Source organism: Mesorhizobium sp. M0145, assembly GCF_040322355.1.
Lineage (GTDB): Bacteria > Pseudomonadota > Alphaproteobacteria > Rhizobiales > Rhizobiaceae > Mesorhizobium.
Window position 1 is genome coordinate 74,330 of the sequence record NZ_JAMYTK010000019.1, and the last position, 19,882, is coordinate 94,211.

The 19,882-nt window shown below is 62.4% G+C and carries 26 protein-coding genes; 16 read left to right on the forward strand and 10 right to left on the reverse strand.

Annotated elements, in window-relative coordinates:
• Positions 1-53 precede the first annotated feature (53 nt).
• A complete protein-coding gene (locus NKJ28_RS24180; RefSeq protein WP_023678403.1) occupies positions 54-407 on the forward strand; it encodes a DUF1428 domain-containing protein in 354 nt (117 codons plus the stop codon).
• Here NKJ28_RS24180 and NKJ28_RS24185 read toward each other — a convergent pair.
• The 3 genes from NKJ28_RS24185 to NKJ28_RS24195 all read right to left on the reverse strand — a co-directional run bounded on the left by NKJ28_RS24185 (position 394) and on the right by NKJ28_RS24195 (position 2,693).
• Positions 394-2,049: a tetratricopeptide repeat-containing sulfotransferase family protein gene (locus NKJ28_RS24185; RefSeq protein ID WP_352637241.1), complete on the reverse strand. Its 1,656-nt coding sequence runs from the start codon at positions 2,047-2,049 to the stop codon at positions 394-396. The two genes, NKJ28_RS24180 and NKJ28_RS24185, sit on opposite strands and share 14 nt — an antisense overlap.
• A 184-nt stretch (positions 2,050-2,233) precedes the next feature.
• Positions 2,234-2,500 (reverse strand): DUF1488 family protein, encoded by a 267-nt coding sequence (locus NKJ28_RS24190; protein ID WP_023678405.1) that lies wholly within the window; start codon positions 2,498-2,500, stop codon positions 2,234-2,236.
• A 10-nt stretch (positions 2,501-2,510) separates the two neighbouring features.
• On the reverse strand, positions 2,511-2,693 hold the full coding sequence (locus NKJ28_RS24195; protein ID WP_023678406.1) for a hypothetical protein: 183 nt from the start codon (positions 2,691-2,693) through the stop codon (positions 2,511-2,513).
• Between the two features lie 367 nt (positions 2,694-3,060).
• Here NKJ28_RS24195 and NKJ28_RS24200 point away from each other — a divergent pair, with 367 nt between their 5' ends.
• Positions 3,061-3,327: a hypothetical protein gene (locus NKJ28_RS24200; RefSeq protein ID WP_023678407.1), complete on the forward strand. Its 267-nt coding sequence runs from the start codon at positions 3,061-3,063 to the stop codon at positions 3,325-3,327.
• A complete protein-coding gene (locus NKJ28_RS24205; RefSeq protein ID WP_023678408.1) occupies positions 3,324-3,569 on the forward strand; it encodes a hypothetical protein in 246 nt (81 codons plus the stop codon). The genes NKJ28_RS24200 and NKJ28_RS24205 overlap by 4 nt, the downstream gene beginning before the upstream one ends.
• Positions 3,570-3,707: 138 nt before the next feature.
• On the opposite strand, the gene NKJ28_RS24210 is transcribed toward NKJ28_RS24205, so the two are convergent.
• The gene (locus tag NKJ28_RS24210) at positions 3,708-4,109 is read right to left on the reverse strand and encodes a Kazal-type serine protease inhibitor family protein (protein ID WP_352637242.1); all 402 of its coding nucleotides are present in this window, start codon (positions 4,107-4,109) and stop codon (positions 3,708-3,710) included.
• A 489-nt stretch (positions 4,110-4,598) separates the two neighbouring features.
• Between NKJ28_RS24210 and NKJ28_RS24215 the strand changes: the two genes are divergently transcribed.
• The 3 genes from NKJ28_RS24215 (at position 4,599) to NKJ28_RS24225 (ending at position 5,852) form a co-directional block, all read left to right on the forward strand.
• Positions 4,599-4,811 (forward strand): cold-shock protein, encoded by a 213-nt coding sequence (locus tag NKJ28_RS24215; RefSeq protein ID WP_006202520.1) that lies wholly within the window; start codon positions 4,599-4,601, stop codon positions 4,809-4,811.
• 227 nt (positions 4,812-5,038) lie between these two features.
• The gene (locus tag NKJ28_RS24220) at positions 5,039-5,251 is read left to right on the forward strand and encodes a cold-shock protein (RefSeq protein ID WP_006202521.1); all 213 of its coding nucleotides are present in this window, start codon (positions 5,039-5,041) and stop codon (positions 5,249-5,251) included.
• A 190-nt stretch (positions 5,252-5,441) separates the two neighbouring features.
• The gene (locus NKJ28_RS24225) at positions 5,442-5,852 is read left to right on the forward strand and encodes a BA14K family protein (protein WP_023678410.1); all 411 of its coding nucleotides are present in this window, start codon (positions 5,442-5,444) and stop codon (positions 5,850-5,852) included.
• A 69-nt stretch (positions 5,853-5,921) separates the two neighbouring features.
• Here the strand turns inward: NKJ28_RS24225 and NKJ28_RS24230 are convergent, their stop codons facing one another.
• From NKJ28_RS24230 to NKJ28_RS24240, 3 genes are all read right to left on the reverse strand, one after another.
• Positions 5,922-6,563 carry an MBL fold metallo-hydrolase gene (locus NKJ28_RS24230; protein WP_023678411.1) on the reverse strand — a complete coding sequence of 214 codons (642 nt, stop codon included), beginning with the start codon at positions 6,561-6,563 and terminating at the stop codon, positions 5,922-5,924.
• Between the two features lie 176 nt (positions 6,564-6,739).
• On the reverse strand, positions 6,740-7,051 hold the full coding sequence (locus tag NKJ28_RS24235; protein ID WP_023678412.1) for a hypothetical protein: 312 nt from the start codon (positions 7,049-7,051) through the stop codon (positions 6,740-6,742).
• 145 nt (positions 7,052-7,196) lie between these two features.
• Complete coding sequence (locus tag NKJ28_RS24240) at positions 7,197-8,090, reverse strand: branched-chain amino acid aminotransferase (protein ID WP_023678413.1); 894 nt, start codon at positions 8,088-8,090, stop codon at positions 7,197-7,199.
• A 249-nt stretch (positions 8,091-8,339) separates the two neighbouring features.
• Here NKJ28_RS24240 and NKJ28_RS24245 point away from each other — a divergent pair, with 249 nt between their 5' ends.
• The 4 genes from NKJ28_RS24245 (at position 8,340) to NKJ28_RS24260 (ending at position 12,268) form a co-directional block, all read left to right on the forward strand.
• A complete protein-coding gene (locus NKJ28_RS24245; RefSeq protein ID WP_023678414.1) occupies positions 8,340-8,867 on the forward strand; it encodes a MarR family winged helix-turn-helix transcriptional regulator in 528 nt (175 codons plus the stop codon).
• Positions 8,854-9,573 (forward strand): response regulator, encoded by a 720-nt coding sequence (locus NKJ28_RS24250; protein WP_023678415.1) that lies wholly within the window; start codon positions 8,854-8,856, stop codon positions 9,571-9,573. Before NKJ28_RS24245 ends, NKJ28_RS24250 begins: the two co-directional genes overlap by 14 nt.
• A 51-nt stretch (positions 9,574-9,624) precedes the next feature.
• Positions 9,625-11,040 carry an ATP-binding protein gene (locus tag NKJ28_RS24255; protein WP_023678416.1) on the forward strand — a complete coding sequence of 472 codons (1,416 nt, stop codon included), beginning with the start codon at positions 9,625-9,627 and terminating at the stop codon, positions 11,038-11,040.
• A gap of 205 nt (positions 11,041-11,245) precedes the next feature.
• Positions 11,246-12,268, forward strand: coding sequence for a glycosyltransferase family 4 protein (locus NKJ28_RS24260; RefSeq protein WP_352568002.1), 1,023 nt, complete (start codon positions 11,246-11,248; stop codon positions 12,266-12,268).
• Between the two features lie 12 nt (positions 12,269-12,280).
• Here the strand turns inward: NKJ28_RS24260 and NKJ28_RS24265 are convergent, their stop codons facing one another.
• The 3 genes from NKJ28_RS24265 to NKJ28_RS24275 form a co-directional block, all read right to left on the reverse strand.
• Positions 12,281-12,640 (reverse strand): tRNA-binding protein, encoded by a 360-nt coding sequence (locus tag NKJ28_RS24265; protein ID WP_352568003.1) that lies wholly within the window; start codon positions 12,638-12,640, stop codon positions 12,281-12,283.
• Between the two features lie 6 nt (positions 12,641-12,646).
• Positions 12,647-13,147, reverse strand: coding sequence for a type III secretion system chaperone family protein (locus NKJ28_RS24270; protein WP_023678420.1), 501 nt, complete (start codon positions 13,145-13,147; stop codon positions 12,647-12,649).
• 331 nt (positions 13,148-13,478) lie between these two features.
• Positions 13,479-13,781: an accessory factor UbiK family protein gene (locus tag NKJ28_RS24275; RefSeq protein ID WP_352469829.1), complete on the reverse strand. Its 303-nt coding sequence runs from the start codon at positions 13,779-13,781 to the stop codon at positions 13,479-13,481.
• 131 nt (positions 13,782-13,912) lie between these two features.
• On the opposite strand from NKJ28_RS24275, the gene lgt reads away from it, so the two are divergent.
• From lgt to NKJ28_RS24305, 6 genes are all read left to right on the forward strand, one after another.
• A complete protein-coding gene (lgt, locus tag NKJ28_RS24280) occupies positions 13,913-14,764 on the forward strand; it encodes a prolipoprotein diacylglyceryl transferase (RefSeq protein ID WP_352450498.1) in 852 nt (283 codons plus the stop codon).
• The gene (locus NKJ28_RS24285; RefSeq protein ID WP_352568004.1) at positions 14,761-15,849 is read left to right on the forward strand and encodes a class I SAM-dependent methyltransferase; all 1,089 of its coding nucleotides are present in this window, start codon (positions 14,761-14,763) and stop codon (positions 15,847-15,849) included. Before lgt ends, NKJ28_RS24285 begins: the two co-directional genes overlap by 4 nt.
• Positions 15,850-15,919: 70 nt before the next feature.
• Complete coding sequence (gene pgeF / locus NKJ28_RS24290; RefSeq protein ID WP_352586942.1) at positions 15,920-16,792, forward strand: peptidoglycan editing factor PgeF; 873 nt, start codon at positions 15,920-15,922, stop codon at positions 16,790-16,792.
• The gene (locus NKJ28_RS24295; RefSeq protein WP_023678425.1) at positions 16,792-17,943 is read left to right on the forward strand and encodes a M24 family metallopeptidase; all 1,152 of its coding nucleotides are present in this window, start codon (positions 16,792-16,794) and stop codon (positions 17,941-17,943) included. The genes pgeF and NKJ28_RS24295 overlap by 1 nt, the downstream gene beginning before the upstream one ends.
• A gap of 54 nt (positions 17,944-17,997) precedes the next feature.
• On the forward strand, positions 17,998-18,618 hold the full coding sequence (locus tag NKJ28_RS24300; protein WP_352568005.1) for a hypothetical protein: 621 nt from the start codon (positions 17,998-18,000) through the stop codon (positions 18,616-18,618).
• 253 nt (positions 18,619-18,871) lie between these two features.
• Complete coding sequence (locus NKJ28_RS24305; RefSeq protein WP_023678427.1) at positions 18,872-19,807, forward strand: ribose-phosphate pyrophosphokinase; 936 nt, start codon at positions 18,872-18,874, stop codon at positions 19,805-19,807.
• Positions 19,808-19,882 lie beyond the last annotated feature (75 nt).

Sequence of the window (19,882 nt, forward strand, 5' to 3'; positions counted from 1 at the left end):
ATCACCTCTCCCGCTCCAGAGGGAGAGGAAAACGATCGCATGGAGGAAATCAGATGTCCTATGTCGACGGTTTCGTACTTGCCGTACCGAAGGCAAAGCTCGATGCTTACAAGAAGCTGGCGGAAACCGGCGGCGCCGTCTGGAAGGAGCACGGTGCACTTGCCTACGTCGAATGCGTCGGCGACGACGTCCCTTATGGCGAGCTCACCTCGTTCCCGCGCGCCGTACAGGCCAAGGACGACGAGGTCGTCATCTTCTCATGGGTGGTCTACGAATCGCGCCAGAGCCGCGACGCGGTGATGGCCAAGGTGATGGCCGACCCGCGCCTCAAGTCGGACTGGGAGACCATGCCGTTCGACGGCAAGCGCATGATCTTTGGCGGTTTTCAGCCCTTCATCGAGCTGTAGGCGCCCCTCGATCAAGTTTGTCGTGCAGCGGCTTCAGCCGGTCGCCATAGCGCTTCCACAGGTCGACCGAGCCCTGATACATCGGCTGGCGCACTTGCGCAGCCGACGCCGTTCGCACCGGCCGGTCGGTCTGGTGGAACGACAGCACGGCGTCGTCCCACGGCAGACCGAGATGGGCGATCAGCGCCCGCGACTGGCCTTCCTGGTCGGCGACGAAATCCTCGTAGCGAACGTCGTGCACGACATCAGGCAGCACGGCGTGCCAGTGCGCCATGATGTCGGTGTACAGATTGTGGAAATCGGCGAGCTCGTCGAGATCGTAGCCGTAGCGATGGCTGTCGCCGCGGAAGTGCACCTTGTAGATCGACAGGCAGGTCGCCGCCGCATCGCGCGCGCAATGGATGATCTTGGCCTTCGGCAGCATCAAATGGATGAAGCCCACCAAGAGGAAATTGCCGGGCATCTTGTCGGTGACGTGCCGAGAACCCGGATAGCGGGCGTGCAGCATGTCGAGATAGGCCTGGCCGGCCTCGGCATAGGCCTTGTCGGGCATGCCGGCGATGCCCCAGGGAAAGCCGCCCTTCATGCTGAGCGGAAACTGCTTGCCGACCGCCGTCTTCAATATGCTGAGCTCGCCGGCGCCATAGACCTGCGGATGGCTGGCGATGATCTGCTCGACCAGCGTGGTGCCGGAACGCGGCATGCCGACGACGAAGATCGGCGTGTCGTCGGCTATCCCGCTCGGCCTGTGCCTTTCAAAAAAGGCCTTGTCGAACACCGCCTTCATCGCCTCGAACTCGCCGCGCGTCTTGCCGGCGTCGTAGTCGATGCCCTGGCGGCGGATCGCGTTGCCTTCGGCGAAATAGTCGAAAGCGCGGCCATAATCCCTGAGGTCGTCATTGGCCTTGCCGAGGCCGAAGGAAAGCTGCATGCGCGCCAGGCTGCCTTGCGGCGCCTTGGCGTGCTCCGCCTCCATGCGGGCAAGCTCGGCGTCGCGCTCCTTCTGGCGCTTGACCTGGGTAAGCATCAGCCAGGCCCTCGCCATGCCGGGGTCCACAGCCAGCGCCTGCCTGAAAAGATCCGCAGCCTCGTCGAGATTTCCCTTTTCCATCAGCCCGACACCCAGGCCGTGCAAAAGATCGGCATCCTTCGGCCGGATCGTCAGCGCCTCGCGAAAGACAGCCAGTGCCTCATCCAGCCGGCCCGCTTCCTGCAGCGTTTCGGCAAGCCCGACGCGGGCGCGGACATGGAACGGGTTACGGCCGATCGTGCCGCGATAAATATCCTCGGCGCCTTCGAATTGGCCGAGCTGCTTCAGCGACGAGCCGAGGTTGTCACGCGCCGCCAGCTGGTCCGGCCGAATCGCCACCACCTTGCGGAAGAGATCGGCGGCGGCCGCGACCCGGCCGAGGTCGCGCAGCACGGTGCCGAGATTGTTGAGGAAATCCGGATTGTTCGGTTGCAGACGCACCGATTGTTCGATCAGCGCCAGCCCCTCGGCACTGCGCCCGGTCTGGTGCAGCAGAAGCCCGAGGAAATGCGCAGCAGCCGGGTGGTTGGCCTTTTGCGCCAGCACCTGTCGGTAAAGCGCCTCGGCTTCCTGCCGGCGCCCGGCCTGGTGCAGCTGCAGCGCCTGCTGCACGTGCTGGTCGAGCCCCAGCGGCGGCTGTCCGCCTGAGCCGTAACGTGCGCCTGCCGGTTGTCTCGGATCTCTGTTGATGGGAAACCTGCCGTGTTGTCCGCCTGCCGCGATCTAGGCCATCGCTGCGGCGCGTGCAAGAGCAGACGGCGGTCGCTACGAAGCAAAACTTCGAACCCGGGGGAGCCTACCGAAAGTCGGCCGGCGTCAGCACATACATGTTCCTGCGGCCGTGCGAGTAGGCTTGGCGCGCAATCTCGTGGATCGACGAACGCTTGGCGTCGAAGGCGCTGAGAAATTCGGCCTCGGCTCCGCTTGCTGCCGGGTTTGCCGCCGAAAGTGCCGCGACCTCGACAAAGAACGGGACTTCGAGCATGCCGTCATGGCCGACGAAACGAATGCGCTTGGCCGCCGCGTCATAGGAGCGGCTGGGATTGGGAAAATTGAGCGTCATGGCTTGCGCGTCAAATCAGGCGGTTGCTTTCGGCAAGCTGGCGCGCCCGCCGCGCCGTGCCGTCGGTGTCGGCAATCCTTCGCCTTGCCGCCTCGTCGCTTCTTATCGTGAGACGCGGCGACAAGACCTTTATCGGCTTTGCGACAGGACTGACTGCAACTGTCGGGACATCCGGTGTTCTTGCGGAGTTCATGACTCTCTTCCTTCCATTGCTAGATAAATACAAATGCCGGAGGAATTTTTTCGGAAGTTCTTCAAACAATTTTTGAGGTGCACCGGGACCGTATCATCGTTCTGCGGATAACTATAGAAAAGTAATTTGACGTTGGTAGGGGTAAGAGGCCGAAAACTTCTTGAATAAGCCGTATTTTCAGACTATTGGTATGAAACCGTTTTGGGCCATGCTTGGCCCCGCGGTGTCAGGGATTCTCGGCCCGCCAAACTTATCCAAATCGCCGACACCTGGCACCGCAATGCAGGCTCCGCTTCCGGGGCAGGCCGGAAAGAAACTTCAAGGCACGAGAACTTCAAGGCACAAGCGAGAACTTCGAGGCACAAGAATGTCTGCTCGCACCACCCATTCCATAGCGCATTTCGCGGCACCTTTCGTGCTTGGCGGGCTGGATGGCGTGCAGCCGGCCGGCGACTATGACATCGACCACGACGAAGAACTGATCGACGGCATGTCCTGGCCTGCCTGGCGCCGCGTCGCCACTTTCATCCATCTGCCGGCAAGGACAGTGAAAAGCGCGACCAGCCAGCTTGTCGCCATTGACCATGCCGAGCTCGACGCAGCGCTTCGGCACGACCAGGAGAATGTCACATGATCCGCTTCCAGCAGAATGCGCGGCGCACGGACACGCCGGCGCATATCTTCACCGTCGGCCAGACCGTCCGCATGAAGAGCCGCACCGGCCTTGCCCAAAAGACCGCGGAGCTGTTCCAGATCAAGAGCCGGCTGCCGGTCAAGGACGGCTCGCCGCAATATCGCATCCGCAGCGATCAGGAGACCTATGAGCGGGTCACCACGGAAGACAATCTCGAACCGGTCGACAACCCGGCCAACTGAGCCGACGCGCCACAACGCTGCTTCACATGCTGATGATGCCGCAGATCCGCGTCGCCTGCGCATCTCCAACGGGAACGGCGCTGAGCTCTACGCCGGCCCCCAGATGGTGCTTATCCGGCCAGGCTGTAGGTCGGTGCGCTAGCAGGGCCCGTCATCGACGACGCGATAATCCGCCGCGCGGGCTTCGCATTCGTTGGGGAATGTGCGCAGTTCGCCATGGCGACGGGCACAGACTGGGCGGTATTCGCGGGTGCAGAATGTCTGCTCCTCACCGCCACCACCACCGCCGCGGCACTCGCCCTCGCGAATGATGCGGTATCCGGCCCGTTCGGCAAGGCAGGCATTGGCGAAGGTCTGGCGGTCGCCGCCGCGCCGGGCACAGACCGGGTCATATTGCCTAGTGCAGAATTGCGGCCCCGGCCGTGGCGGGCGCGGCCCCGGCCCCTCATCATCCACCACGACGGTGCAGGCTGCGAGAATTGCCAACAGGAACAGGATGGAAAAAACCTGCCGCGGAAAGATTGCCGCAAGAAACCGCATGAATGTTCCCTCCTCGAAACTCCTGCCTGCACAAATGGTGCCTGGGTCAGGCCGATCCTCGTCATTCCGCTGCCAGATGCAACCCCTGTTTGCAACTGGCGAGCCAGGGCGGTATGGCGGCGCAAGCCAAGACAGCACCTGCCCCGCTTGCTGGACCATGCCTGGGTGAAGTCTGGCCGATGACCGCGCAGAGAACCGGGACTATCGGTGCGATGCGTCGGGATGCGCCTGTTGGGGCCGCCCGCGGCTGTGTCTTGCAAGCATCACGTTTCCGTGCGATAAATTTTGTGTTCGGGCATTTGCGACCCGGAGAGCGGAACGTTTTGGACGACCTTTCCCCGATACTGTGAATCTCTGACAGCCCCGTTTTCGGCGGGGGGTTTTACCATGCGCCAATGCATGACTGCCGAAGCAACCACCGGGACTTGCCCACGGCGCCAGGCGGCGGGCGGAACCACCAAGACTGACACGGGTGAAGGAGTTTCCCCAATGGCCCAGACCGGCACCGTTAAATTCTTCAACGCTACCAAAGGCTTCGGCTTCATCACGCCCGATGGCGGCGCCAAGGATGTGTTCGTCCACATCTCGGCGATCGAGGCTTCCGGGCTGCGCACGCTCGTCGACGGTCAGAAGGTCACCTTCGATGTCGAGCCCGACCGTATGGGCAAGGGTCCGAAAGCGGTCAATCTCCGCGCTGCCTGAAACCACAGCGTGCCGCGCGTCCTTTCGGGGTGAGGATGCTGCAAGGCTTTTGGAGTGAACTTGAATTCTGTAAAGGCGCGGCGGTTTTCGTCGCGCCTTTTGTGTTCCGGGATGCTTGCCCGCACCCGCAAAACTTTCTCTTGCCGATGGCACTAAAATAAAGGACAAATTTCCGTCCGGGCATTTGCCGGCCCGAGACTGGACTTGTGGGATCAAAGGAGCTTCCCATGCCGCAGACCGGCACCGTCAAATTCTTCAATCACGCCAAGGGCTTCGGCTTCATCACGCCGGACGACGGGGCAAAGGATGTCTTCGTCCATATTTCGGCCGTGCAGGCGTCGGGTCTTCCCGGTCTTGAGGATGGGCAGAAAGTGACATTCGACACCGAGCCGGACAAGCGCGGCAAGGGTCCGAAAGCCGTCAACCTGTCGATCGGCTGAACCACCCCCGGACAGAATGGACGTGGGCCGGTCTGGCCTGCGGTGTTTGCCGCACGCTTGAACCGCCCAGTTAGATGAGCCGCCTGGTCAAATTTCGTTCAGCCCCCGTTCAGCCACGGTCGCATATTAATCTTCGTTAAAGCCGGACCGCATCCCGAAAACGACCCGGTCCGGCACGAAGGAGACCGACATGAACCGAATTTTCAAGACTGCCATCCTGTCCGCCGCGGTCGTTGCGACCACGCTGGCGACCTTGCCCGCGGCCAATGCCGACGAATGGCGCCATCACCGCCGCCACCACGGCCACGGCGACGCCGTTGCGGCCGGCGTGCTCGGCCTTGCGGCCGGTGCCCTGATCGGCGGTGCGCTCGCCAGCCCGCAGCCCCGCTATTACGACCCGGCCTATGATGATGAATACTACAGGCCTGCCCCGGTGCGCCGTTATTACGTGCAGCCGCGAGTGGCCTATGCCGAAAGCTATGCGGAGCCGTGGACCCGCGGCTGGTACGAATACTGCTCGGACCGCTACCGGAGCTTCAACGCCCGTACCGGCACGTTCACCGGCTATGACGGCGAACAGCATTTCTGCACCGCCAATTAGCGGAGGCAGTTTCCCGTCGGAAAAAAGCGCGGTCGCACAGGCCGCGCTTTTTGTTTCCGGCAAGCGGTTTCAGACCAGAAAAGGATTGCTCCGCCGCTCCTCACCAAAACGGCCGCCGGGACCATGGCCGCAGATAAAGCCGATGTCGTCGCCCAACGGCAAAAGCTTCTCCTTGATCGAGGCGATCAGCGCGGCGTGGTTGCCGCCCGGCAGATCGGTGCGGCCGACCGAACCGCGGAACAGCACGTCGCCGACATGGGCGAACTTCGCAGCCCGGCTATAGTAGACGACGTGGCCGGGTGCATGGCCCGGACAATGGAGCACCTCGAACTCGTGTGAGCCGAACGAAACGGTCTCGCCTTCGGCAAGGAACCGGTCGGGGACACAGTTGCGCACGGGATCGGTGATGCCGTAGCGCTTTGCCTGGTTCTCGAGATTGGCGAGCAGCGGCCGGTCGGCGGCATGCGGACCGATGATCTCGATACCGAGCGCCTCCTTCAGTTCCATGGCCCCGCCGGCATGGTCGATATGGCCATGCGTAATCCAGATCGCGCCGGCAGTGATCGCATTGTCCTCGAGCGCCGCCAGCACCTTGTCGATGTCACCGCCCGGATCGACGACAACGCCTTGTCTGTCGTCCATGTCGAAGAGGATGGTGCAGTTCTGCTGGAACGGCGTGACCGGCACGATGCCGGCGTTGAGCTGACCCATATTCGTCCTTTCACGCTGTCGGAGTGCTGCGCGTCCCCTCGAACGCGTCAGGAGATCTCCAACCTTGAACCAGGCCCTGATGTAGAGACACACGCGAACGGCGTCCACCGCTCCCACAAACGGCAAACGAAATGGGCGGCCGAAGCCGCCCATTTGACAACCTGAAACGTCGAAGCTTATTTCTTCATCGCGTTCATGACCGCACCGATGATGCCGGTCAGGATGGCGCCGCCGCCGGCACCGCCAACGATATTTGAAATGTTCAACGCGCTGCCGGCCCCTGCCGCCGTGGCGGCTGCTGCCGGATCGACCGCGCCACCCAGCAGACTGTTGAGGATGGCCGCACCGCCGACGCCGCCGACAGCGCCACCCAGGATTTTGGTAAGCTGCCCCATCGCCGCACTCTTGATAGCCGCACCCACCGCCTGGCCACCGATGATGCCCGTAATCACCTGAATAATGATCGGAAGAAGCGTGTTCATATCCATATTTCCAGTCCCTCCATAGCTGCCAGCCTCCCAGGCCGACGCCATCATGAGACGCCGAATTGAATGAAAGTCAAATGCGCAAACGCTTAAATAAAAGGGGCGGCCCGAAAACCGCCCCTACTTGATAAAAAACCTGTGACTTTCGTTATTCTGCAGCAATCGCGTGGTTGGGTTGAACCGCCGCAGAATAGTCGTTCATCAATGTCTTGGCGATATCGCCGACCTCGAATCGGTACGGACCGATCTCCGAAACCGGTGTCACCTCGGCCGCCGTCCCGGTGAGGAAGCACTGGTGGAAGCCTTCAAGCTCCTCCGGCATGATGGCGCGCTCGATCACCTCCACACCGCGGTCCTTGGCAAGGTCGATGACCGTGCGGCGGGTGATGCCGTCAAGGAAGCAATCAGGCTTGGGCGTATGGATCTTGCCGTCCTTGACGAAGAAGATGTTGGCGCCTGTCGCTTCCGCCACCTGGCCACGCCAGTCGAGCATCATGGCGTCGGCATAGCCCTTGGCCTCGGCGGCATGCTTGGACATGGTGCAGATCATGTAGAGGCCGGCCGCCTTCGATTTCGACGGTGCGGTGCGCGGGTCGGGGCGGCGCCATTCGGCCATGTCGAGCCGGATACCCTTGAGCTTCTGCGCCGGGTCGAAATAGCTTGGCCACTGCCAGATGGCGATGGCGCAGTTGATCCGGCTGTTCTGTGCGGAAACGCCCATCTGTTCACTGCCGCGCCACGCGATCGGCCGGACATAGGCGTCTTGGAAACCTTGCTTCTTCAACAGCGTGCGGCAGGCGTCGTCGATCTCGGCGACCGAGTAGGGTATCTTGAAGCCAAGCAGGCGCGCCGATTCATGCAGGCGTTCGGTGTGGTCGGTCAGCTTGAAAATTTCGCCCCCATAAGCGCGCTCGCCCTCGAATACCGCGCTGGCGTAGTGCAGCCCGTGGGTCAAGACGTGGATCTTGGCGTCGGCCCATTTGACGAATTCGCCGTTCATCCAGATAAAGCCGTCCAGTTGGTCGAAGGGAACGGATGCCATGGTAACCTCCCGCGGGCGGCGGCCCGCACATCATTGCGTCGTTGCGTGTTTCGTTTCGGCCGCTGTGGGCGGCCATTGTCTCAAAGCGTAGGCGGATATTTAAGGTCTGGCAAACTCAGGAAGTTCCGGAAAAAACGGCTTCGCTTGCCTTTTCGTTCGCAATCCGCCGAAAAGCTTGCCAAAAATTACCATCGCGCGGAAAATACGTCAATAGTGCTGACATAATTTCCTGCTTCACACGGAGAAAAGATGACGAGCCACGCAGCCGCAGAACCGATCAGGACGGCGATCACCGACGAGGACGGCATCGATTTCGCCATCATCGAGTTGTTTTTCTTCGCCTATCGCGACTTTACCTCCGATCCGGACCAGATCCTGGCCGAATACGGTTTTGGCCGTGCCCATCACCGGGTTCTGCATTTCGTCAATCGCCGGCCCGGGCTGACGGTCGCCGAGCTCCTCGACGTGCTCAAGATCACCAAGCAGAGCCTGGCGCGCGTGCTCAAGCAACTGATCGACACCGACCATATCGTGCAATTGCAGGGCCCTCGCGACCGCCGCCAGCGCGAACTCTACCCGACGGCCAAGGGCCGTGCCCTGGCGCTGGCGCTGGCGCGGCCACAGTCGCGCCGCATCCATGCTGCATTGGAAGATTCCGGAGCCACCGAACGCGCCGTTATCGAACGGTTCCTTGAAGCGATGGTCAATCCGGAACTAAGGGCGCAGATCGACATTGTGCCCGCAAAGATGTCAGGGAAAAACCATGGAGACCATTGAGAGGGTTGATCATCCGACAGCACCGGAAGACGACGCGCCGCATCTGCTGGTGGTCGACGACGACACCCGTATCCGCAATCTTCTGAAACAGTATCTGACCGAAAACGGCTTTCGCGTCACCGTCGCCGGAAATTCCGGCGAGGCGCGGCGCAAGCTCGCCGGCCTCGACTTCGATCTGATCGTGCTCGACGTCATGATGCCGGGTGAAAGTGGCGTCGACCTCACCAAGGCGCTGCGGGCGGAGAAAAACGTGCCGATCCTGATGCTCACCGCACTGTCCGAAACCGACAGCCGGATCACCGGGCTCGAGGCCGGCGCCGACGACTATCTGCCTAAACCGTTCGACCCGCGCGAGCTGATCCTGCGTATCAACAATATCCTGCGCCGCGGCGGCCCCGCGACAACGCCTAAGGTCGAACAGCTGGTCTTTGGCCCCTATACGTTCCAGATCGCCAGGCGTGAGCTGAAGCGCGGCGGCGAGGCGCTCAAGCTGACCGACCGCGAGCAGGAAATCCTGGCGATCTTCGCTGCGCGTGCCGGCGAAACGATACCGCGGCATGAGCTTGTCGGCGATGAATCCGAGGTCGGCGAGCGCACGATCGACGTCCAGATCAATCGGCTCCGCCGCAAGATCGAACGCGATCCGTCCAATCCGGTCTGGCTGCAGACAGTGCGCGGTATTGGGTATCGGCTCAGCGTGGAATAGAATGTCGCCGACAGCGGTCCTTTGCCGGGCCGCCGGTGAGCGAAAAGACGAATGGCGACCACGCAACTCGAACGGCCGGGAGATGGCGGCTTGAGCGCTCGCGCGACGCGGGCGCTCAAGGCCGTGCCGCGCGCCTGGAACCGTTTCTGGCGCCTGGTGTCGCTTTACATGCCGAAGCGGCTCTATGCCCGTTCGCTGATCATCGTCATCGCGCCGATGATCATGCTGCAGTCGGTCGTCGCCTTTGTCTTCATGGAGCGCCACTGGCAGACCGTGACGCAGCGCCTGTCGCAGGCCACGGTGCGCGACATCGCCGCCATCATCGACCTGATAGAGACCTATCCTCACGACGCCGACTACGCCAACGTCATCCGCATCGCCCAGGATCGCATGCAGCTGAAGGTCGACCTCCTGCCGCCCGACCCGCTGCCGCCTCCCGGGCCAAAGCCGTTCTTCTCGATCCTCGACGAGATCCTTTCGTCCGAGATCACCCGCCAGATCAACCGTCCGTTCTGGATCGATACGGTCGGCAATTCCAATATCGTCGAGGTCCGCGTCCAGCTCGAGAACAAGGTGCTGCGCGTCTTCGTGCGCCGCAGCCAGGCCTATGCATCGAACACCCATATTTTCCTGATCTGGATGGTCGGCACCTCGCTGGTGCTGCTGATGATCGCCATTCCCTTCCTGCGCAACCAGATCCGGCCGATTCTGACGCTGGCCGAGGCGGCCGAGAGCTTCGGCAAGGGCCGGCCGATGCCGCGCGATTTTCGCCCGCGCGGAGCCGAGGAAGTCCGCCGCGCCGGCTTTGCCTTCATACAGATGCGCGAACGCATCGAACGCCAGCTCGAGCAGCGTACCGCCATGCTGAGCGGCGTCAGCCACGATCTGAGGACCATCCTCACCCGCTTCAAACTGCAATTGGCGCTTGCCGGGACCAAGGCGGCCGATACCCAGGCACTCGACCAAGACATCGACGACATGCAGTCGATGCTGGAAGGCTACCTTGCCTTTGCACGCGGCGAAGCTTCGGAAGACGCAGGTCAGTTCGATCTCGAAGCCTTCTTCGACAAGCTTCGCGAGGAAGCCGCGCTGCGCAAGCGCAAGCTGTCGACCGTGCTTGTCGGCGATCCGCATGTGCACGTGCGCCCCAATGCCTTTGCCCGGCTGCTGTCCAACGTCGTCGGCAATGCATTCCGCTATGCCAAGACGGTGGAGATCAATGCCAATCATGGGCGCGGTTCGCTGCTCGTCACCATCGACGATGACGGTCCGGGCATTCCGCCCGAAAAGCGGGAGGATGTATTCAAGCCGTTCGTGCGGCTCGACGAGGCCCGCAACCTCGACGCCAGCGGCACCGGCCTTGGCCTCTCCATCGCACGTGACATTGCCCGCAGCCATGGCGGCGACATCGTCCTCGAACGCAGCCCGCTCGGCGGCCTTCGGGCGGTGATCAAGGTCCCCGCTTGACGGCAGCGACACCCGGCCTTCATCGGCCCGTCATGAAACCATGGTGAAGAGCGCCAATGAAGCGCGCAATCCTGATTGATTCGGCCCTGCGGCCTCATTTCGACCCCGCGCCTGCCCGGGTGCGCTGGTGCGACGCCAGAGCTGCGGCGTGGTCGCCGTTCAGGCATCGCGGCAAGCCAATCAAGCTTGCCGCCAAGGGACCGCCATGCGCATCCTGATGGTCACCGACGCCTGGCGCCCGCAAGTCAACGGCGTCGTCCACACGCTGGAGCGCCTCTCGGAGACCCTGAAATCCTTCGATATCGAGACGGACTTCCTGACGCCGAATATCTTTCGCACCCTGCCTCTGCCGACCTATCCCGATATCAGGCTGGCGCTGACGACGCCGCACCGCGTGGCGCGGCTGATCGAGGCGCGCAAGGTGGACCACATCCATATCGTCACCGAAGGACCGCTCGGCATTATGGCCCGGCGCTACTGCCGCAACGCCGGCCGCCCGTTCACGACCAGCTATCACACACGTTTTCCGGAATATCTGAGCGCACGCCTGCCGGTGCCTGAAGCATGGGCCTATCGCTGGCTGCGCGATTTCCACAATTCAGGACAGGGCACGCTGGTTGCCACACAGTCGCTTGCCAACGATCTTGCGGCGCGCGGTTTCACCAAGCTCCGGCCGTGGACGCGCGGCGTCGACACCGATCATTTTCGGCCGGACAAAAGAAAGGACCTGGGATTCCCCGGACCGATCTTCCTCTGCGTCGGCCGCGTCGCGATCGAAAAGAACCTGCCGGCCTTCCTCGACCTCGACCTGCCCGGCAGCAAGTTGGTCGTAGGCGAAGGGCCGGAATTGGCGAAGCTGAAGGCCAGATATCCCGATGCCCATTTCCTCGGCCATCGTCCGAACGACGAACTGGCCGAGATCTACGCCTCGGCCGATGTTTTCGTCTTCCCCAGCCGTACCGACACGTTCGGCAACGTCATCATCGAGGCGCTGGCCAGCGGCACGCCGGTCGCAGCCTATCCCGTCACCGGACCAATCGATATCGTCGGCGACGGCATCGGCGGCGCGGTGTCGGACGACCTGCGGCAAGCAGCGCTCGCCGCCCTTCACGTCGACCGCGCCGAGGCGCGGCAACGCGCGATGCGCTACAGCTGGAAGGCCTGCGCGGAAATGTTCATGGAAACGGTCGAAGAGGCGCTGGGTACCAGGCGTAAACTGGCTGCGTGAACAACAGCGCAGCTAGAACAACCTGCCGCCGTCCGGCACCTTGCGCTCGATCGCGCCAAGGACGACGGCGCCCTCCTCGTCAGGAAAGCCGAGCGTCAGCACTTCCGACATGAATGGCCCGATCTGACGCGGCGGGAAATTGACCACCGCGAACACCTGCCGGCCGATCAGGGTTTCGGGCGTATAATATTTCGTGATCTGGGCCGAGGATTTCTTCACCCCGATCACGGGACCGAAATCGATTTTCAATTTGATCGCCGGCTTGCGCGCCTCGGGAAAAGGCTCGGCCTCGACGATCGTGCCGGCGCGGATGTCGATGCGGTCGAAATCGGCAAAGCTGATCTCGGGTTTTCGCGCGTTGCTCGAACTCATCGACGGTCAGGCGTTTCCGTAGGTTTCGAACAGCACGCCGGCCAACGCATCCTTGGCCGAAGTGCCTGACCAGACGACGAACTGGAACGCCTGGAAATAGCATTCGCAGGCCTCCAGCGCCGACGACAGCAGCACCTCGACCTGCTGGCTCGACGGCTCGACCCCACCGGCCAGCAGCAGCGACTGGCGGAACATGATGGCGCCTTCCTGCTCCCAGAGGTCGAAATGGCCAAATAGCATCTGCTCGTTGATCAGCGAAAGCAGCCGCATCACCTCGAGCGCGCGCGCCTCCGGGACCTTGATGTCGAAGGCGCAGGCCAGGTGCAGCGCCTCATAGTCCTCCATCCAGGAGAATGAAACGTGGTAGTCGGTCCAGCTTCCGGCAACAGAGATCGAGATCTCGTCGTCGCCGGCCCGCTCGAAGGACCAATCGTTGTTGTGCGCCACCTGCTCGATAACATCCACCGGATGGATTTCGCGGGAGAATTCGAGTTCGAGAAGTTCCATGAAATGCTTCCTGTCGTTCTGGGAGCGCCACCACACGCTCCGCTGGAGAGGCACACTCGAACAATTCTGCCTAGAACTCGGACGGCCAGGACTTCGTCAACGCAAAGACCCCGGACCGGACCCCACCGCCCGGCGCATGACCCTGCTCCGAATCATGCAACAAATTCAGTCTATTGATCGGGAGTCGCGTGACCAGCCAAATTTTTCGCACTGCGTCATTCGCATGTGGAAAGGCGCTGTCACAAAGATTCACGCAGTACCGGTAAGCGATTCACGACAAAGCGCTTTTTGCGATCCGGCTTTGTGGAAAAGTTTAACGATTTATTTCTTGTTATTTTTTTGCACGCGGCTTTGACGCAGCCGCAGGCGCTGGTTGACCGGTCAATTCGGCAAGCCTGGCCTCAAGCGCCTCGATGCGAGCGGCGAGGCGGGTGTTTTCTTCCCTGGCCTTCGCCGCCATGTCGCGAGCGGCCTCGAATTCCTCGCGCTGCACCACGTCCATGGAGTTGAGTATGCGCTCGGCCTGGCCCCTGAAGGCGGTCTCCACCTCGCGCCGCACGCCTTGCGCGGCACCGGCTGCATCGGTCATCAGCTTGGCGAATTCATCGAGAATGCGGTTCGGTCCGGTCGCCATGGCAAATCCTCGCTTGGTCGAATTGACGTAGTGGCGCGCGATTCGGAATGCAAGCATATGCTTGCCTTGACCGCGCCAAAAGCCTGCCGCATGGTCCGCGCCCGAACCTGATTGGGAACCCGGAGACCCTGTTGAGCGAATATTTGCTGCCGCTGGCCGCCCTGCCCTTTCCCAACATCGACCCGGTCATCGTCCGGATCGGACCGCTGGCGGTGCATTGGTACGGCGTCGGCTACATCGTCGGCATTCTGTTCGCCTGGTGGTATGCCAAGCGCCTCGTCACCAACCCAAAACTGTGGCCCGACGGCACCCTGCCGATGAAGCCCGTCGACCTCGATGACTTCATCGTCTGGGCAGCCATCGGTGTGGTGCTCGGCGGACGCACCGGCTACGTGCTGTTCTACGACCTGCCGCGCTACATTGCCAATCCGCTCGATATCGTCGCCGTCTGGCAGGGCGGGATGTCGTTTCATGGCGGCCTGATCGGCGTCATTCTCGCAATGACGCTGTTTTCCCGGTCTCGTGGCATCCGCACATGGTCGCTGTTCGACGTGGTTGCCGCCGGCGTGCCGGTGGGGCTTGGCCTCGTTCGCCTGGCAAACTTCATCAATTCCGAACTATGGGGCCGGCCGACCGACGTTCCATGGGCATTCGAATTCCCCAATGGCGGCCCATTTGCACGCCATCCGAGCCAGATCTACGAGGCGCTGCTCGAAGGGCTGGTGTTGTTCCTTGTCCTGCGCTTCCTCACCCATTCGCGGCTCAAGCTGAAGGCGCCGCGCTTCGTCGGCGGCGCCTTCATCGCCGGCTATGGCGCCTCGCGCATCTTCGTCGAATTCTTTCGCGAGCCCGACCAGCAGCTTGGCTACCTCCTTGGCACGAGCTGGCTGACCATGGGAATGGTGCTGTCACTGCCGATGGTGCTGGCCGGCATCTGGGCGATGGCTACAGCCAAGCCGGTGACAAAACCGCAGCCGGCATGACGCGGCTGAAGACCCGCATCGCCGAGCTGATCGGTGCCGTGGGACCGATCCCCATCAGCGAATACATGGCGCTCTGCCTGTTCGATCCGCAGGACGGCTATTATACGACACGTGAGCCGTTCGGCGCCGCCGGCGACTTCGTCACCGCGCCGGAGGTCAGCCAGATGTTTGGCGAGCTGGTCGCCATCTGGCTCTATCAGGCGTGGCTGGCGATCCACCGGCCGACGCCGGTCGCCATCGCCGAAATAGGCCCCGGCCGCGGCACGCTGATGAGAGATATGCTGCGCACGCTTTCGCGGCTCGATCCGACGCTTACCGCCAGCGCATCGTTCGCCTTGATCGAGACCAGTCTGCGGTTGACCGAGGTCCAGAAACGAACGCTTGCCGGGACGTCGGCCACCATCGCCTGGCATGAGGCCGTCGACACACTACCGCAGGGGCCGCTTCTGATTGTTGGTAACGAGCTGTTTGACGCGGTGCCCATCCGCCAGTTCGTCCGCGCTGGGGCCGGCTGGCGCGAGCGGATGATCGGTCTCGACGATGCGAACCGGCTGCGCTTTTTCGTCGGCGCTGGCTCGCTTGACCCGATGCTGCTGCCGGAGGGTGCCGAGAATGCGCCGCAAGGTGCCATCGTCGAGGTGGCGCCAGCCCGCGCCGCCCTGATGGCGGCCATCGCCGGGCGACTTGCCGGATTTGGCGGCGCCGGCCTGTTTCTCGACTATGGTCACCTCCAGCCCGGGATCGGCGACACCTTGCAGGCCTTGCGCAAGCATGGTCATGAGGACGTGCTGGCCAATCCGGGGCAGGCCGATCTCACAGCCCATGTCGATTTCGCTGCCCTCGCGGCAACCGTTCGGGCACACAGCCTCGATGCCCACCTCTCAACGCAAGGTGAATTCCTGCTCAAGATGGGGCTTCTCGAACGAGCTGGCCGGCTCGGCGCCAATGCCGATGAGGCAGCTCGCGAAAAGATCGCGGCCGACGTCGAGCGCCTGGCCGGCCCGCTGGCCATGGGCGAACTCTTCAAGGTGCTTGCCGTCCTCCCCGCCGGCATTGCCGTTCCGCCGTTTCCAAGCACGGATTGACTTTTCGCTGCCGCCTCTCTCACTCTCCCGTCTCCGACTAGCGCCCGACATCAACTGCGCCAGCCTTCAACTGACCAGCCTTCAACTGACCAGCCTTCAACTGCGCCCCTTCAACTCGCTTGACGAAATCACCCATACGGACAACAAAGCCGCCATGCTGAATCAGACCAAACCGGATCCCGTTCGGTCGCCCTTGCTGGAAACGGCGCAAGGCATCCGCTACGGCTACTTCACGCGAGTCGGCGGCATTTCCAGCGGCATCTACCGGGGCCTCAACATCGGCACCGGCTCGAACGACGACCAGACGCTGGTGCGCGAGAATCGCCGCCGGGTCGCCGAATGGATGGGCGTGCCTGCAAACCATCTGCTGACCGCTCACCAGGTTCATTCGCCGGACGTCGTCATTGCCAGGGAGCCTTTTGCCGGCGAGCGGCCCAAGGCCGACGCCATTGTCACCGACCGGCCGGGCATTGCCGTCGGTGCCTCGACCGCCGACTGCGGACCGGTCCTCTTCGCCGACGCCGAGGCGCGCATTATCGGCGCCGCCCATGCCGGCTGGAAAGGCGCTTTCACCGGAGTGCTGGAAAACACCATCGCGGCAATGGAAAGCCTCGGCGCCCGGCGCGACCGCATCGTCGCAGTGCTCGGTCCTTCGATCGGCCCACGGAATTACGAAGTCGGACCGGAATTCGTCGCCCGTTTCGTCGACGCCGATGCCGGCAATGCTCGCTATTTCGCGCCCTCCGCAAATGCCGGACACGCGATGTTCGATCTCAACCGCTACACGGTCGACCGGCTGACCAAGGGCGGCGTCAACGCCGAAGGACTTGGCCGCTGCACCTATGCCGAGGAAGAGCTTTTCTACTCCTATCGGCGCAGCACGCATCGCAACGAGCCCGACTACGGGCGGCAGGTTTCGGCAATCGTTTTGGAGGCTGACTGATGGCGCTGCATTTCGAACGCTCGGAATTCGACGCGCGGCGCGATCGACTGATGATCGAGATCGCCGAAAAGAAGCTCGACGCCGTCCTGCTGTTTGCCCAGGAAAGCATGTATTGGCTAACCGGCTACGACACCTTCGGCTTCTGCTTTTTCCAGTGCCTGGTGGTCAAGGCCGACGGCTCGATGGTGCTGCTGACGCGTTCGGCCGACTTGCGCCAGGCGCGCCACACCTCGATCATCGACAACATCGTTTTGTGGACGGACCGCAACGGCGCCAATCCGGCGGTAGATCTGCGCAATCTGCTCAACGAGCTTGACCTGCTCGGCGCCCGGATCGGCGTCGAATACGACACCCACGGCCTGACCGCCTATAATGGCCGGCGCCTCGACGAGCAGTTGCAGACCTTCGGGCAGATCGCGGATGCCTCCGGCATTGTCAGCCGGCTACGGCTGTTCAAGAGCCCGGCAGAAATCGCCAAGGCGGAAAAAGCCGCAAATCTGGCCGACGACGCGCTGGACGCAGCACTGCCGCTGATCAAGCAGGGCGGCGATGAGGCGCTGATCCTCGCCGCCATGCAAGGTGCGATCTTTGCCGGCGGCGGCGATTATCCGGCCAACGAGTTCATCATCGGCTCCGGAGTCGACGCCCTGCTTTGCCGCTACAAGGCCGGTCGCCGCAAGCTCACCAAGAACGACCAGCTGACGCTCGAATGGGCCGGTGTCTTCCACCACTACCATGCGGCAATGATGCGCACGGTGTTGACCGGCAAGGTATCGAAACGCCACCAGGAATTGTTCGATGCCGCCCGCGCCGCGCTACTTGCAGTCGAGAAGGCGATGACGCCCGGTAATACGTTCGGCGACGTGTTCGACGCCCATGCCCGCACCCTCGAAGCCCACAATTTGACCAAGCACCGGCTCAATGCCTGCGGCTATTCGCTCGGCGCCCGCTTCACCCCGTCCTGGATGGATATGCCGATGTTCTATCAGGGTAATCCCGAACCGATTGCGCCGAACATGACGCTGTTCGCCCATATGATCATCATGGACTCCGAAACCGAAACCGCGATGACGCTTGGCCGCACCTATCTGACCACCGAATCCCAGCCGAAGCCGCTGTCCCGCCATGATCTCGACTTGATCGTGCAGTGAATCCATAATGGAAAGAGTGTGAGGGGCGTTCGTCGCCAAGGAGTTTTCAGGCTAATGAGACGATCGCATGTGACGACCGTGTCATTGCTCGTGGCGCTGGCACTGGCGGCCTGCACCAATGCGAAGGACGTTCTCGAACCCTCGGCCATTGCCCCGCAATCGACGCAATCGCTCTCCGGAGCCGGAGGTGCCGCAACGCCCCCCGCAACTCCGGCTCAGCCTGCCGGCACCGCGCAAACCGCAGATACAGCGCAGCCTTCCGCTGCAGCAGCCGTGCCGCCCGCCAAAAGCGCGGCTGCCATTGCGCGGACCCGGCTGCAGGTGGCGCCGATCGTCGGCGCCTCAGTAGAAGCCGCGACACCGCTGACCGCCGAGCTTCAGACACGCGCCAGGCAGCGCGGCATCACCTTGGCCGGCAGCACCGACCAGACCCCTACGCATGTGCTCAAGGGCTATTTCTCGACCATGACGGAAGGCAAGGACACCACCGTCATCTACGTCTGGGACATCTATGACCCGGCCGGCAACCGGCTGCATCGCATCAACGGCCAACAGAAGGCGCCCTCTGTTGGCGGCGGCGAAGGCTGGGCGGCGGTCGAGCCGGCGACCATGCAGGCAATTGCCGACCAGACAATCGACCAGTTCGCCACCTGGCTTGGCGGCGGCGCCGGCTGACCTGGAGCGTGATTCCGAAAAGTGGAATCCGGTTTTCGGAAAAGAGCATGCTCAGACTGAAAGTTAGAAGCTATCCCGATTCCGTCGGCATGGAACTGGCTCTATCGCCGCATGCTCAAGCCGTAAGCGTTTATTGAGATTAGCCGGCGGATTCCCATTCACGACGCTTGCAATACCGGCGCGGGCCGCTAAAAGCCCGACTAAGAGGCTGGAGTGCTATCGGAGTCTCTCAATCCTTCGCCAGGAACGGTGCATGAAGCTCTTCGCGGGCAATTCCAACAGGGTGCTGGCCGAATCAGTCGCCCGCTACCTCAACATTCCGCTGGGCAAGGCCAGCGTCAGGCGCTTCGCCGATCAGGAAATCTTCGTCGAGATCCAGGAGAATGTGCGCGGCGAGGACGTCTTCATCCTGCAGTCCACCTCGTTCCCGACCAACGATCATCTGATGGAACTGCTCATCATGATCGACGCCTTCATGCGCTCTTCGGCCAAGCGCATCACTGCGGTTATTCCTTATTTCGGCTATGCCAGGCAGGATCGCCGTGCCTCGGGCCGCACACCGATCTCGGCCAAGCTGGTCGCCAACATGATCACGAGGGCGGGCGTCAACCGGGTGCTGACCCTGGATCTCCATGCCGGCCAGATTCAAGGCTTCTTCGACATCCCGACCGACAATCTGTTTTCCGTGCCGGTCATGGCCCGCGACGTAAAAGCGAAATACAAGCAGCTTGCCAATGTCATGGTGGTGTCGCCGGATGTCGGCGGCGTGGTCCGCGCCCGCGCGCTCGCCAAGCGCATCGACGCCCAGCTTGCCATCGTCGACAAGCGCCGCGAGCGCCCCGGCGAATCGGAAGTCATGAACGTCATCGGTGACGTGCGCGGCAAGGATTGCCTGTTGATCGACGACATCATCGATTCGGGCGGCACGCTGTGCAATGCGGCCGATGCGCTGCTTGCCGACGGCGCCACCAGTGTCACCGCCTATACTACCCATGGCGTTTTGTCCGGCGGCGCCATCGCCCGCATCGGCGCCTCGAAACTGCAGGAACTGGTCATCACCGATTCCATCCAGCCGACCCAGGCAGTGCTGGACGCCGCCAATATCCGCGTCATCTCCATCGCCGAATTGATGGGCGAGGCGATCTCGCGCACGGCGACCGAGGAATCGGTGTCGAGCCTGTTCGATTGATGCGTGTCGCGCAAAGTGCAGCGGTTTTGCGATAACGACATGCATAAAATCAAGAACCCAAAGCGCCTCGCATGA